We start from the raw sequence: 12,877 nt of genomic DNA, 5'->3' as shown, positions 1-12,877 counted from the left end.
CGGTAATGAACAGACAGGAAAAAGGGTTATGGACAGCAGTTGTTATTCTGACACTCGGCGTATTGGTTATGGGTACAGTGATGGGAATGCAGATGCTTCAGCAAAATAAAGATGAGGCAGAGAATTCCCATGATGCCAACAAGGAAGAAGGAGCCGCGGTTGCAACAATTAACGGTGAAGTTATTACAGATAAAGCCTGGACTGAGGCATTAAAACGGCGTTATGGCAGTGAAATGCTGCTGCAGATGCTGAACCGGAAAGCGGTATATGCCGAAGCTGTGCAGCGTAATTTGGTGGTTACTCCAAAAGAAATTGCAAGAGAAATGGCTGGGGCAATGGAGGGTTATGATTCAGAGAGATCCTACTATGATGCTATGAAATCACAGCTGGGTCTGTCCAAGCAGGATCTGGAGCTTGAGGCAGGGTACCGTCTACTGCTTGAAAAGATCGCTACTGCAGGTATACAAATCCAAGATGATGATATTCAGCAGTACTGGGTAGAGCATCGTGAAGCCTATATCACACCTGAGAAATATGACCTGTCCATTATTCTTGTAAAAGAAAGGTCTGAATCAGAAGCCCTGCTGAAGGCTTTGAGGAACGGGGCTGATTTTGAAGAAACAGCTCGTTCGCAATCGCTGGACAGCTATTCCCGGGATTCGGGAGGCAGACTGGGATGGATTGAGCAGAACGATCCGTTCCAGCCAAAATCCGTTCTGCAGCTTGCTGCTAATATGGAAATTGGTGATACGGCCGGTCCGGTACAGGTGGATGACGGTTATGCTATCATCAGGCTGAATGACAGAGCTGAACGCCAGGAGCAGTCTGTAGAGGAAGTGCATGAGGAAATTCGCATGGAACTGGCGCTCAGCCAAGCTGATCCGCTGCCGCAGGTTGAAGAGATGCTCCGAGATAAATACGAGGCTGTGATCATCTCCGAAATCCCGGCCTCCTAAAACAATTGAATGACAAACGTCCTGTCTTATAGGAGCTGCATCTTGATAAAAATACTTTGTCTACGGTCTCAGGGCCTAAGGCAAAGTATTTTTTTGAGCACTCATATTGACAATGTCTTGTAACGTTGATAAGATGAAAATAATCAAATACCTACTCGTTTACTCGGATATAGATAAGATTCAAGACAAGATCTGTATAAACAGATTTGAATTCATGATTTCATTGTAAGAGAAACTTTCGGAAAGCTCGGCGCTGCCTATACCTGTATGCGTGTTTTTGATGCAGAAAGGAACGGATAATCACCGGATTTCCGCAGTTCTTCATAAAAACATCCAGAGGCTCATAAGCACAATCGTATAAAGGTAGAATTTATATAAGTATTATTCATCCCACTAAGGAGGGCATTCATATGGCTAAAGTAGTTAATAACGTAACAGAACTCATCGGAGGTACTCCGCTTGTTCGTCTGAACAACATTGTTCCTGAAGGCAGTGCTGAAGTGTTTGTAAAGCTGGAGTACCAAAATCCAGGCTCAAGTGTCAAGGATCGCATTGCCATCAGCATTGTTGAAGAAGCAGAAAAAGAAGGAAAGCTGCAGCCGGGTGGTACTATTATTGAAGCAACAAGTGGTAACACAGGTATTGGTCTTGCGATGGTGGCTGCTGCCAAAGGCTACAAATCTGTTATTGTAATGCCTGAAACGATGAGCTTGGAGCGCCGCAACCTGCTTCGTGCCTATGGTGCCGAGCTTGTACTCACACCTGGAGCAGAAGGAATGAACGGTGCTGTCAAAAAAGCAGAAGAGCTGCTCAAAGAAAACCCGACATACTTCATGGCAGAGCAGTTTAAGAATAAAGCGAACGTGAAAATTCACCGCGAAACAACAGGTCCGGAAATCGTTGAAGCGATCCAATCCATAGGCGGCACTCTTGATGCGTTTATCGCAGGTATTGGTACCGGCGGAACGATCACCGGTACTGGCGAAGTGTTGAAAGAAGCATTCCCTGGTATCAAAATCGTGGCAGTTGAGCCGGCAGCATCGCCAATTCTGGCAGGTGGCAAACCGGGACCTCACAAAATTCAGGGGATTGGTGCAAACTTCATTCCTGAGATTCTGGATCAGGAAATATATGATGAAATCATTCACATTGAGAATGATGATGCATTCGAAACCGCACGTGCTGTCGCGAAAGAAGAGGGGATTCTGTCCGGCATTTCATCTGGTGCGGCAATCCGCGCAGGCCTTCAGGTAGCAAAACAGCTGGGAGCCGGCAAGCGCGTTGTCGTTATCGTGCCTAGTAATGGTGAACGTTATCTGAGCACACCACTGTACAACTTCGAGGCATAATAATACGGATACAGATGCTTCTGATGGTCTAATCTGATGTGAGCATATTTCTGTTTCACACATGATCATGAACGAATCCTTCCTGCCCTGACGGGTGGGGAGGATTTTTTGCGTAATGCTTTTAAAAGCAACGGCGCTTTAGTATACTATCAAACAATAAGAACTATATAAGTCGGACCGATTTATACCAAACGGAGAGGGAAGAAAAAAGCTGGAGAAGCGCAGCGTCCGTCTAAATCAATAATTCAACTTATATCGTGACACAGGAAAGGGCGGCGGGCCGCAATGACACACCTGATGACAACATATGCCGACTGGGAAGCATGGGCGAAACGAGGCTGGACTATGCTGCCTTATATAACGAAGTCGGATGAGGGACCGTATCATGGCGGTCTACCGCTGACGTGGGAAGCCGCATGGCAGCATGCGTCCCCTAATGCAATCATACTGGAGAATGGCAAAGGCGGAAGGTATACCTTTCTCGGCTTGAATCCGGTATCGGTCATTTCTGGCAAAGGGCAGGACGCCGTCGTTCATGATGTGCACCAAGGAACAACACGAACAGATCAAGGTAAACCGCTTGAAGTATTAAAAAGATGGACGGAACCTTACCGCGCACCCAAGGTTAACGGAGCACCTGATTTCGCAGGCGGTTGTGCCGGATACCTCAGCTATGATGTGGCCAGATCACTGGAGAAGCTGCCAACAATAGCAGAAGATAATCCTGATCTCCCGGATTACTGGTGGATGCGTTTTGAAGAGATATGGGCATACGATCACAAGCAGCAGGCACTCTTCTGTATGGTGCATCTGCAGGTGAGTCCCCAGCAGCGGGCAGGGGCGGATCTGCGCTCTCTGTATGCAGCGGCAGCAAAGCGAGCGGGTGTTATGCAGCAGCGATGGCTGCATATTATGGGTTTTGCCCAGGCAGCAGAGCAGCAGCAGGCATTGGAACTCCGTCATCGGCAGGTTCATCTTGCACTGCGCAGAGAAGACTCCGAGCGGGAAACGGAAGGTTGGCAGACCTCTTTTCCTCAAGAAGATTTTGAACAGGCAGTGCATAAGGTGCAGGAATATATCCGGCAGGGTGATGTATTTCAGGTTAATCTTTCACTCCGACATGAGAAGAAGCTCCAATCCAGCAGTGAGCACATCTACGAATGGCTTCGAATCGTGAACCCATCACCCTACATGGGAATGCTTCGCAGTCCCGGCTTTCAGCTGGTCAGTGGATCACCGGAGCTGCTCGTCAAAGTGGAGAATGGCAAAGTCAGCGCACGTCCCATAGCAGGAACGAGAAGAAGAGGGCATGATGAGGCAGAGGATCAGGCGATGGCGGATGAGCTGCTTGGCAGTGAGAAGGAACGGGCCGAGCATATTATGCTGGTTGATCTGGAGCGCAATGATATTGGACGAATTGCTGCTTATGGATCAGTTCATGTCCCTGAACTAATGACCATCGAAAAGTACTCCCATGTCATGCATCTCGTGTCACAGGTAGAAGGCAGGCTGGCCGAGGGACTATCTGTATTTGATGTCATAGCTGCCACCTTCCCGGGCGGAACGATTACGGGTGCTCCCAAAGTCCGCACGATGGAGATTATTGAAGAACTTGAACCAGTGCGGAGAGGACCTTATACGGGATCAATCGGGTGGATCGATTACAGTGGTAACATGGAGCTTAATATTGTCATTCGTACACTTGCGATCAAAGATGGGATGGGCTATGTTCAGGCCGGTGCAGGCATCGTGATTGATTCTGATCCGTACCGCGAGTACAGAGAGTGTCACAACAAGGCCAGAGCAATGATGAGGGCTGTGAATTACAGTGAGCGAGCTGAAGCTGAGAGTAAGCAGAGGCATAAGCAAAAGCACGAACAGGAAGAGTCACAACACAAGCAGAAATCATCTGAACGGATTGAAGCCGTTAAACAAAAATAATAAGGCCTCCACTGCAGTCTGCGGTGGGAGATGAGGAGGAGCGGACGTATGATTCTGGTTATCGACAATTACGATTCATTTACGTACAACCTGGTTCAATATCTGGGTGAATTGGGGGAGACGGTGGAAGTTCGCCGTAATGACGAGATTGACCTGGCAGGCATTGAAGCGCTGGCACCGGATCACATTCTGATCTCTCCAGGCCCATGTACACCGAATGAGGCGGGAATTAGCCTAGCAGTCATTGAACACTTTAAAGGCAGTATTCCGATCTTTGGTGTATGTCTCGGGCATCAAGCCATTGGACAGGCATTTGGCGGAAATGTCATTCGTGCAGATCGGATGATGCATGGCAAAACATCCGAAATGCTTCATTCGGGCACATCAGTATTTGCCGGTTTACCTTCCCCGTTCACAGCCACCCGTTATCATTCATTGATCGTGGAACGCAGCAGTCTGCCGGATTGTCTGGAGATTACAGCGGAGACTGCCGAAGGAGAGATTATGGGTTTGCGTCACAAAGAGTATGCCATTGAAGGGGTACAGTTCCACCCGGAATCCATTATTACAGACCATGGCCATCAGATGCTTCGCAACTTCCTGTCCCAACAGAAGGCCAACGTATAACATGCAGTATGCCGCGATTAACGGAGAACTGGTTCAACTGGCGGCAGCCGTGGTTCCTGTAACGGATCACGGTTTTTTGTACGGACTCGGTTTGTTCGAGACGCTGCGGACATACCAAGGTGTGCCCTATCTTCTGGAACGGCATCTGGATCGCATGGCTTCAGGTTGTGCCGAGTTGGGTATTCCTTTTACGGTAACCGCAGCAGAAGTAACAGACTGGATATCCCGTCTGATGCAGGCGAACAGGATTGAAGATGCTTACGTGCGTTATACCGTATCTGCCGGCGAAGCACCGCTCGGACTGCCTTCAGGGGATTATACAGACCCCACTCACATCGTATTGGCAAAAGCTCTACCTGCTCCCTCTCCTGCCCTATATGAGACGGGTAAAGTGCTTCAGCGCTTGTCCACACCGCGCAATACGCCGGAGAGCAGGGTAAGGTTCAAGTCACTACATTACATGAACAGTATTTTGGCGAAACGTGAATTGAATGGTTATGGTCAGCAGGATCAGCGTCTGCTTGGGGCGGAGGGACTGCAGCTCACCCAGGACGGTTACGCTGCGGAGGGAATTGTCAGTAACGTATTTTGGGTGCGTGAAAATATACTCTATACCCCCTCCCTGTCCACTGGCATTCTGCCTGGCATTACCAGAGGGGTCGTAATGGAGATTGCAGCGGAGCAGGGCATCGTCTGCATGGAGAAGCAGTCACCATGGGAAGAGCTGTGGCAGGCTGATGAAATATTTTTGACTGGCTCAGTAGCTGAATTGGTTCCAGTAACAACACTGCGGAATCTGGATGGCACCGAAACAACAATCAGCAGCGGACAGATCGGCCCGGTTACGGCAGGACTACTGCGTATGTACCGGGAGAAAGCGGGGTATACTTCATGACACTTACACCAGTCATTTATGAACGGAAGTATGAATGGGGTCCAGCTTCAATAACGCTGGGAACCCGGACACAGATAATGGGCATTTTGAACGTTACACCAGATTCATTTTCAGATGGTGGACGCTATAATAGCGTAGAGCGAGCGGTAGCCCATGCGAAGCAAATGATGGAGGATGGTGCCGACCTTATTGATATCGGCGGAGAATCTACACGTCCAGGTTCAGATAGAGTCAGTGCAGACGAGGAGCTTCAACGGATTATTCCGGTCATTGAAGCCCTTCATGCAGAGGCACCGCATATTCCGATCTCGGTCGATACCTATAAAGCGAATGTAGCTCGCCAGGCTGTTCAGGCAGGGGCACACATCATCAACGATGTGTGGGGAGCCAAGGCTGACCCGGTTATGGCGCGAACAGCGGCAGAGTTGGGCTGTCCAATTATTCTTATGCATAATCGGCAGGCCCAGGACTACACGGATTATCTGCATGATGTTGTGCATGATGTGCAGGAAAGCATCCGGCTTGCCTTGGCAGCCGGTGTGCAGGAGCATCAGATTATACTGGACCCGGGAATCGGATTTGTGAAGGATCTCTCGGAGAACCTGGAACTGATGTCTTCCTTAGGTCTGCTAAACGAGCTGGGATATCCGGTACTGCTCGCCACATCCCGCAAACGATTCATTCAGCATACGCTGAATGTTGGTGCAGATGATGCTTTGGAGGGCACGGCGGCAACGGTGGCCTTTGGCATTGCCCAAGGCTGCCAAATGGTACGAGTCCATGATGTGAAGTCGATCCGGCGGACGGCAGACATGTGTGATGCGATGCTGTATCAATCTCCAGGCTTGCGGAGAAGATCATAATGGAGGGCCTGCCCGGCCCTTCCATGCAGGAGCGGAGCGTTTTATATAAAGAGTGAGTTTTAGGGCGTAAAAAAGTAATTATCTCTCTACTTATATCAATATTTAAATAGAAAGCAGGCGAAACGAATGGATAGAATGGTACTGCATCGCATGGAGTATTACGGTTATCATGGGGTGTTTGCGGAGGAACGCAAGCTGGGGCAGCGGTATTACATCGATTTGGAGATTGATATGGACCTGGGCGAGGCTGGACGTAACGATGATCTGACCAAAACAATCAATTATGCAGAGATTCATGAATTGGTGAAACAGATTGTTGAAAATAAATCATTCCAGTTAATTGAAGCGTTGGGTGAACATATTGCATCTTCTTTACTAGACACTTATACTATTATCAATGCGTTGACAGTCAAGGTGACGAAGCCGCATCCGCCATTTGATATTCATTTTGGAGGCGTAACTGTAGAGCTTCGCCGCTCAAGAAAGTGAGAACTGATCATGATTGCACATTCGACCTCTGAATCCTCAGAGGCTTATATTGCTTTAGGGGCTAATTTGGGTGACCGGGAGCAGACGCTGCTTGAAGCGTTAACGCTTCTGGATGCACACCCTCACATATCTGTGCTGCGATGCTCTGCGATGTATGAGACGGAGCCGGTAGGATATGTGGATCAGCCTGCTTTTTTGAATATGGCCGCTGCCGTCAGCACCAGTCTGACACCGGAGCAGCTGCTCGCTGAATTGCTGAGTATAGAGAACCAGCTGGGGCGGGTTCGAGATATTCGCTGGGGTCCGCGTACAGTAGATCTGGATTTGCTCTGGATGCAGAGTGAGACGCGAGATACTGAACTGCTTCAACTGCCGCATCCCCGTATGGGAGAGCGGGCTTTTGTACTGGTGCCGCTGTCGGACATCGTACCGCAGGACGAGGCATCAGGTCTGCATACCTTTGTACACGCATCGTTGTCTGTACTGGATGGAAAGGATGGAATACAGCGTTGGAAAACATGCAATTGGCCAACCGAATCCGGGCGTTCCGGAAGCTGAAAGGGTTAACCCAGCATGAGCTCGCAGCCGAGACAGGCATATCTTTGGCCATTCTGGGAACGATTGAACGGGGAAATCGGAAAGTGACACCACAAGAATTAAGCAGGATTGCTGGTGTGCTCGCAATTAGTATTGAGGAATTACAAGGTCAAACCAAACCTGAATGACAGATATATAGATCAATTTGAACAAAATCAGCTTTGGGGATGAACAGACAGCCCGGGCTTGGAATAGATAAGGGGTGAAACAGCAAGCATGCTTAAGATCGGCAATATTAAAATGAAAAATCAGGTGGTCCTTGCGCCAATGGCTGGTGTATGTAATCCAGCTTTTCGCTTGATTGCCAAAGAGTTTGGCACAGGTCTTGTCTGCGCAGAGATGGTGAGCGGCAAAGCAATTGTGCATGGCAACCAGCGAACACGTGAGATGTTGTTTGTTGATGAGCGCGAGAAACCGCTTAGTCTTCAGATCTGGGGAGGCGACCGGGAATCACTCGTTGAAGCGGCAAGAATCGTAGATAAGGAAACGAATGCAGATATCATTGACATTAACATGGGGTGCCCTGTACCAAAGGTAACGAAGTGTGATGCAGGTGCACGCTGGCTGCTGGACCCGAATAAAATATACGAGATGGTATCCGCCGTTGTAGAAGCTGTGGAGAAACCTGTTACCGTTAAAATGCGGATTGGCTGGGATAACGAGCACATCTATGTAGTGGAGAATGCTCTTGCTGTGGAACGCGCCGGCGGAAGTGCTGTCAGCGTGCATGGCCGGACAAGAGAACAGCTCTATACCGGCACAGCAGATTGGTCGCATATCAAAAACGTCAAGGATGCTGTCTCCATTCCTGTCATTGGTAATGGCGACGTATCTTCACCGGAGGATGCCCGCCGTATGCTGGATGAAACGGGCTGTGACGGAGTAATGATCGGACGTGCTGCCTTGGGTAACCCATGGATGCTGTATCGTACAATTCAGTACCTGAGTTCAGGCCAGCTGCCTCCCGACCCGAATGCGGAGGAGAAAATCCGTGTAGCTGTTCTCCATATGGATCGACTGATTGCACTCAAGAATGAAACGGTCGCTGTACGTGAAATGCGCAAACATCTGGCATGGTACCTGAAGGGGTTGAAAGGATCAGCCCGAATTAAGGATGTTATTATGGAAGGAACCAAACGCGATGAGATGGTAGAGATTTTGGAGAACTTCGTGGAGCAGCTGAAAATCGAAGGGAATCTGGAGTCTGAGCCTGTCATCACTGGAAATGCCTCTTAATTAACGAAGCGGTTGTAAAACGTTTACAGCCATAGGGGGCGTAACATTGACTTTTCGAGATCGTTCCCCTATAATTTCTCAGTATAAATTCGCCATGTGCGTTTACTAAGTATAGTGCATCAGGAGGAATATTCTATTTCTCTGGAGAACTTCATATAGTTTTGAAGATGTATGCGGGCGGAGTTCTGTCATCAGCACTGATTCCGTTGCCGTACAATCAAATTATTCCCATGACAGGAGAATCGGTTGAGATGAGCGACAAGGAAGTTATCCTTACACCAGAAGGACTCAAGAAGCTGGAAGAAGAACTGGAAACACTGAAATCAGTGAAGCGCCGCGAAGTGGCTGAGCGGATCAAAGTAGCCATCGGATATGGTGATATCAGTGAAAACTCCGAATACGAAGATGCTAAGAATGAGCAGGCTTTCATTGAGGGACGTATCATTACACTGGAGAAGCTGCTGCGTAATGCGCGAATTATCAACAGCGACGAAATCGATACCGATTCCGTAAGTGTGGGTGCAACCGTAACGGTAGAGGATCTGGAATTTGGCGATATCACGGAATATACGATTGTAGGTACTGCGGAATCCAATCCGCTTCAGAACAAGATTTCCAATGAAAGTCCTGTAGGTAAAGCTATTTTGGGCAAGAAAAAGGGTACAGTGGTTGATGTAAGTGTGCCTGCTGGCGTAATCCAATATAAAATTGTAGATATTAAAAAGCTGTAGTAACGAAGCAGTCAGGTGCGGTAGACAAAAGCTTCCTTAGGGAAGCTTTTTTCAACATTACCGAGAAGCGTTTACTCACGGCTGCAATGTAAATAAGGAGATGAATACAGATCATGACGGATGAAGTCTTGAATCAGGAAACCGAACTTAGCGAGCTGTTACAGATTCGCCGCGACAAATTGGACGAGCTCCGCAGCTTGGGGATCGATCCATTTGGCCAAAAATACGTACGTACCGAAGAAGCCGGCTCCATTCTGAAGAAATATGAAGAACTGACCAAGGAAGAGCTGGAAGAGAAGCACATCGAAGTCAGTATTGCCGGACGGATTATGGCGAAGCGGGGAATGGGTAAAGCAAGCTTTGCACATATTCAGGACCTGAGCGGCCGAATCCAGATCTATGTTCGTCAGGATAGCGTGCCAGAGGATAAGTTTACGGCATTTAGTCTGCTTGATCTTGGGGATATCGTCGGGGTAACCGGTGTTGTGTTCAAAACCAAGACAGGCGAGACTACCATTAAAGTAAAAGACCTGGAAGTGCTGTCGAAGTCACTGTATCCACTTCCAGACAAATATCATGGTCTGACTGATGTTGAACTGCGTTATCGTCAGCGCTATGTAGATCTGATCATGAACCCTGATGTGCAGCAGACCTTCATTATGCGTTCCAAAATCATTCAATCCATGCGTCGTTACCTCGACTCCCATGGCTACCTTGAAGTGGAGACACCAACGCTTCATGCGATCGCAGGTGGTGCCGCGGCTCGTCCGTTCATTACACATCACAATGCGCTTGATATGGAATTGTACATGCGGATTGCGATCGAACTTCACTTGAAACGTTTGATTGTTGGCGGTTTGGAAAAGGTATATGAGATCGGCCGTGTATACCGCAATGAAGGCATGTCTACACGACACAATCCGGAATTTACGATGATTGAGCTGTATGAAGCTTATGCGGATTACAAGGATATCATGGCTCTAACTGAAAACCTGGTAGCTCACATCGCGCAGGAAGTGCTGGGTACACAAGTGATTCAGTATGGAGATCACGAAGTTGATCTAACGCCTCAATGGCGCCGCGTAACGATGGTGGATGCTGTTAAGGAAGTGGTTGGCGTAGACTTCTCCGTTCATATGACGGATGAGGAAGCTCACAGCTTGGCCAAAGAGCACAATGTAAAAGTTGAACCGCATATGACATTTGGCCATATCCTGAACGCTTTCTTCGAAGAGTTTGTTGAAGAGACACTAATTCAGCCAACATTCATTATGGGGCATCCACTTGAAATATCACCGTTAGCGAAGAAAAGCGATGCAGATCCACGCTTTACGGACCGCTTTGAGTTGTTTATCGTTGGGCGTGAGCATGCCAATGCTTTCACTGAGCTGAATGATCCAATTGATCAGCGTCAGCGTTTTGAAGCACAGATGTTGGAAAAAGAGCATGGTAATGACGAGGCTCATGAGATGGATGACGACTTCATCCGTGCACTGGAGTATGGTATGCCGCCAACAGGTGGTTTGGGAATCGGGATTGATCGTCTGATCATGCTGCTCACCAATTCACCATCTATTCGTGACGTACTGCTCTTCCCTCATATGCGTCCACGTACACAAGAGTAAATAAGGAACGTAGTTTTCGTTCATAATAGGAGAGGAACCTGCCACTTGCTTCAAGCTGGGGCAAGTTCCTCTTTGGGTTTACATAGGCAAGTCAAACTATTGTTGTTGTTAGTGCGGGTTACAGCTGCTCAAATTTTTATTTTGGTTAAAAGAGGTGCCCTTCATGAAGTTCAGGCTTCACATCGCCAAGTTTGTATCTCCCCCGTTAATTTTGGTTGGCGGCTTCCTGCTGATTATTTCCTTCGGAACGGTGCTGTTGATGCTGCCGTTTGCCAATCAGAGCGGTACACACCTAGCCTTTATCGACGCTCTTTTTACAGCTACCTCTGCGGCATGTGTGACGGGGTTGGTTGTGGTGGACATAGGGGCAACCTTTAATTTGTTTGGTCAGATTGTCATTATGATTCTCATGCAGCTGGGTGGGCTGGGTTTCATGACCATGGCCACATTGTTTGCACTTGTGCTGGGTAAAAGGCTGTCTCTTAAGGACAGGCTGCTGCTGAAGGAAGCTATTAATGCAGACAGTATGGAGGGAATCGTACGAATTATCCGCAAAGTTCTGATCTTTTCATTTACCATTGAGGGAGTGGCGGCAGTTATTCTGGCGCTGCGCTGGGCAGCCGAGATGCCGTTCATGCAGGCAGTTTACTATGGCATCTTTCATTCGGTATCCTTGTTTAACAACGGGGGATTTGATCTGTTTGGCAACAGCTTTCAATACTATACCGGAGACTGGATTTTTAATGTCACAGCTTCAATTTTGGTGGTGTCGGGCGGACTTGGCTTTGTTGTTCTGAATGACCTGTTCGAATATCGCAAACGTCGGCGGTTATCCTTGCAGTCCAAACTGGTGCTGTCTGTATCAGGTGCGCTGATCGGGATAGGTGCAGTAGTGCTGTTCATTTTTGAATTTACGAACGGTCATACGCTGGGTTCACTGACGTGGAGCGAGAAGATATATGCGGCGTTCTTTCAATCTGTCTCTACACGCTCTTCTGGAACGAGTACTATTGATATCACGCAGATGCGGCAGGCGACTCAATTTTTCTTTATCCTGCTTATGTTCATTGGGGCTTCTCCAGGTTCGACAGGTGGGGGAATCAAAACGACCACGTTTCTGATCATGATAGGAGCAGTATATGCCATGATTCGCGGAAACAAGGACATTGTTTTCTTCCGTCAGCGTGTACCGAAAGATCTGCTCATGAGAGCATTGACCATTATTATGGTTTCCCTCAGTATCTTCATGGTTGTGGTGATGCTCCTGCTTACAACAGAGGATGCACCATTCCTTTCACTGATGTTTGAGGCGGCATCGGCTATTGGAACGGTTGGTCTTTCGGTGGGCGTAACCCATGAGATGACCAATTGGGGCAAAATTATTATTACCTTCACCATGTTTGTTGGTCGGATTGGGCCATTAACGATAGCGTATGCGCTTCGTCCACGTAAGGAGAAGAAATTGTATCGCCATCCGGAAGGCCGAATTATTATTGGATAAAACAAAAACGCAGCCATTCAGTATGCACATCCCTTATATGAAAAGTAGGGAGTGACATTGAATGTAC

The 12,877-nt window shown here is 48.2% G+C and carries 13 protein-coding genes; all 13 read left to right on the top strand.

Annotated features, from left to right (window positions below):
• Positions 1–5: 5 nt before the first annotated feature.
• The 13 genes from ABXS70_RS25830 (at position 6) to ABXS70_RS25770 (ending at position 12,810) form a co-directional block, all read left to right on the top strand.
• The gene (locus tag ABXS70_RS25830; RefSeq protein WP_366291977.1) at positions 6–956 is read left to right on the top strand and encodes a peptidyl-prolyl cis-trans isomerase; all 951 of its coding nucleotides are present in this window, start codon (positions 6–8) and stop codon (positions 954–956) included.
• A gap of 410 nt (positions 957–1,366) precedes the next feature.
• Positions 1,367–2,305 carry a cysteine synthase A gene (gene cysK / locus ABXS70_RS25825; RefSeq protein ID WP_342553623.1) on the top strand — a complete coding sequence of 313 codons (939 nt, stop codon included), beginning with the start codon at positions 1,367–1,369 and terminating at the stop codon, positions 2,303–2,305.
• Between the two features lie 285 nt (positions 2,306–2,590).
• Positions 2,591–4,246 carry an anthranilate synthase component I family protein gene (locus ABXS70_RS25820; protein ID WP_366291974.1) on the top strand — a complete coding sequence of 552 codons (1,656 nt, stop codon included), beginning with the start codon at positions 2,591–2,593 and terminating at the stop codon, positions 4,244–4,246.
• A gap of 48 nt (positions 4,247–4,294) precedes the next feature.
• Complete coding sequence (pabA, locus tag ABXS70_RS25815) at positions 4,295–4,873, top strand: aminodeoxychorismate/anthranilate synthase component II (RefSeq protein ID WP_342553625.1); 579 nt, start codon at positions 4,295–4,297, stop codon at positions 4,871–4,873.
• A gap of 1 nt (position 4,874) precedes the next feature.
• Positions 4,875–5,768: an aminotransferase class IV gene (locus ABXS70_RS25810; protein WP_366291971.1), complete on the top strand. Its 894-nt coding sequence runs from the start codon at positions 4,875–4,877 to the stop codon at positions 5,766–5,768.
• Positions 5,765–6,631, top strand: coding sequence for a dihydropteroate synthase (folP, locus tag ABXS70_RS25805; RefSeq protein WP_366291968.1), 867 nt, complete (start codon positions 5,765–5,767; stop codon positions 6,629–6,631). The genes ABXS70_RS25810 and folP overlap by 4 nt, the downstream gene beginning before the upstream one ends.
• A gap of 126 nt (positions 6,632–6,757) precedes the next feature.
• Positions 6,758–7,120 carry a dihydroneopterin aldolase gene (folB, locus tag ABXS70_RS25800; protein WP_090924638.1) on the top strand — a complete coding sequence of 121 codons (363 nt, stop codon included), beginning with the start codon at positions 6,758–6,760 and terminating at the stop codon, positions 7,118–7,120.
• 9 nt (positions 7,121–7,129) lie between these two features.
• Positions 7,130–7,678, top strand: a complete 549-nt coding sequence (gene folK / locus ABXS70_RS25795; RefSeq protein ID WP_342553628.1) for a 2-amino-4-hydroxy-6-hydroxymethyldihydropteridine diphosphokinase — start codon at positions 7,130–7,132, stop codon at positions 7,676–7,678.
• Positions 7,639–7,845, top strand: a complete 207-nt coding sequence (locus ABXS70_RS25790; protein ID WP_342556187.1) for a helix-turn-helix transcriptional regulator — start codon at positions 7,639–7,641, stop codon at positions 7,843–7,845. The genes folK and ABXS70_RS25790 overlap by 40 nt, the downstream gene beginning before the upstream one ends.
• Before the next feature lie 88 nt (positions 7,846–7,933).
• Positions 7,934–8,953, top strand: coding sequence for a tRNA dihydrouridine synthase DusB (gene dusB, locus ABXS70_RS25785; RefSeq protein ID WP_342553629.1), 1,020 nt, complete (start codon positions 7,934–7,936; stop codon positions 8,951–8,953).
• A 251-nt stretch (positions 8,954–9,204) separates the two neighbouring features.
• The gene (gene greA / locus ABXS70_RS25780) at positions 9,205–9,684 is read left to right on the top strand and encodes a transcription elongation factor GreA (protein ID WP_090924651.1); all 480 of its coding nucleotides are present in this window, start codon (positions 9,205–9,207) and stop codon (positions 9,682–9,684) included.
• Positions 9,685–9,797: 113 nt separating this feature from the next.
• Entirely contained in the window at positions 9,798–11,309 is a 1,512-nt protein-coding gene (gene lysS, locus ABXS70_RS25775) for a lysine--tRNA ligase (protein ID WP_342553630.1), read from the top strand.
• Positions 11,310–11,472: 163 nt separating this feature from the next.
• Positions 11,473–12,810, top strand: a complete 1,338-nt coding sequence (locus tag ABXS70_RS25770) for a TrkH family potassium uptake protein (protein WP_366291963.1) — start codon at positions 11,473–11,475, stop codon at positions 12,808–12,810.
• Positions 12,811–12,877 lie beyond the last annotated feature (67 nt).

Origin of the sequence: Paenibacillus sp. AN1007 (genome assembly GCF_040702995.1) — a bacterium.
Taxonomy (GTDB): Bacteria; Bacillota; Bacilli; order Paenibacillales; family Paenibacillaceae; genus Paenibacillus.
The sequence above is the reverse complement of the archived record's forward strand: the minus strand, read 5'-3'. Positions and strand labels throughout refer to the sequence as shown.

What these genes read in the sequence shown, in the direction of transcription:
- folB (WP_090924638.1), top strand. Translation starts at nt 6,758, where the DNA reads ATGGATAGAATGGTACTGCATCGCATGGAGTATTACGGTTATCATGGG.
- cysK (WP_342553623.1), top strand. Translation starts at nt 1,367, where the DNA reads ATGGCTAAAGTAGTTAATAACGTAACAGAACTCATCGGAGGTACTCCG.
- dusB (WP_342553629.1), top strand. Translation starts at nt 7,934, where the DNA reads ATGCTTAAGATCGGCAATATTAAAATGAAAAATCAGGTGGTCCTTGCG.
- ABXS70_RS25810 (WP_366291971.1), top strand. Translation starts at nt 4,875, where the DNA reads ATGCAGTATGCCGCGATTAACGGAGAACTGGTTCAACTGGCGGCAGCC.
- ABXS70_RS25770 (WP_366291963.1), top strand. Translation starts at nt 11,473, where the DNA reads ATGAAGTTCAGGCTTCACATCGCCAAGTTTGTATCTCCCCCGTTAATT.
- folP (WP_366291968.1), top strand. Translation starts at nt 5,765, where the DNA reads ATGACACTTACACCAGTCATTTATGAACGGAAGTATGAATGGGGTCCA.
- pabA (WP_342553625.1), top strand. Translation starts at nt 4,295, where the DNA reads ATGATTCTGGTTATCGACAATTACGATTCATTTACGTACAACCTGGTT.
- ABXS70_RS25830 (WP_366291977.1), top strand. Translation starts at nt 6, where the DNA reads ATGAACAGACAGGAAAAAGGGTTATGGACAGCAGTTGTTATTCTGACA.
- greA (WP_090924651.1), top strand. Translation starts at nt 9,205, where the DNA reads ATGAGCGACAAGGAAGTTATCCTTACACCAGAAGGACTCAAGAAGCTG.
- ABXS70_RS25820 (WP_366291974.1), top strand. Translation starts at nt 2,591, where the DNA reads ATGACACACCTGATGACAACATATGCCGACTGGGAAGCATGGGCGAAA.
- ABXS70_RS25790 (WP_342556187.1), top strand. Translation starts at nt 7,639, where the DNA reads ATGCAATTGGCCAACCGAATCCGGGCGTTCCGGAAGCTGAAAGGGTTA.
- folK (WP_342553628.1), top strand. Translation starts at nt 7,130, where the DNA reads ATGATTGCACATTCGACCTCTGAATCCTCAGAGGCTTATATTGCTTTA.
- lysS (WP_342553630.1), top strand. Translation starts at nt 9,798, where the DNA reads ATGACGGATGAAGTCTTGAATCAGGAAACCGAACTTAGCGAGCTGTTA.